Here is a 449-nt window from a genome sequence, read left to right on the forward strand (position 1 = left end):
GCGAGTACAAGAACACCAGCAAGTAGGCATTGCACCAACATCGCCGCCTGATACTCCCGAATTTTCAAACCATTTCCATGCACCGCGACGCAGACGGCATCAGCCGCCTGGAGCAGAGCTGTGCCCGGATGCACCCTGCAGGAGAGTCCCAATGGAACTATCAAAAGAATCGCAACCCTGTCTCATTCTGGGTTTGCCCTTGCCCATTGCGCTGGGCGTCGTCTTCGTGATTGCAGCCTGGCTAGGGATTTGTATCGCACTCGCCCAGCTCGATGAGATCAGTGAGTCGCTTAGGCAGATACAGGCCAATCAGCAGGTGGCCATCACCCTGCAACAACGCCTCCAGGCCCAACGCAACGGCCGGGTGATTGAGCGTCAAGCAGGGAGCCGCTGATGGCCAAAGCCAAACCCAAACCCAAACCCATTAGCCCGACCAATCCCCAAAAACG

General features: G+C 57.0%; 1 protein-coding gene. It reads left to right on the plus strand.

What is annotated here, in order from left to right:
- The first annotated feature begins 151 nt into the window (after window positions 1-151).
- A complete protein-coding gene (locus tag ABJ99_RS10635) occupies window positions 152-394 on the plus strand; it encodes a hypothetical protein (protein WP_054085805.1) in 243 nt (80 codons plus the stop codon).
- The last annotated feature ends 55 nt before the right edge of the window (window positions 395-449 follow it).

Source organism: Pseudomonas syringae pv. cilantro, from assembly GCF_001293775.1.
Classification (GTDB): Bacteria; Pseudomonadota; Gammaproteobacteria; order Pseudomonadales; family Pseudomonadaceae; genus Aquipseudomonas; species Aquipseudomonas syringae_P.

Bases quoted from the DNA above. Each gene is read 5' to 3' on its own strand.
- ABJ99_RS10635 (WP_054085805.1), top strand. From the start codon at position 152: ATGGAACTATCAAAAGAATCGCAACCCTGTCTCATTCTGGGTTTGCCC.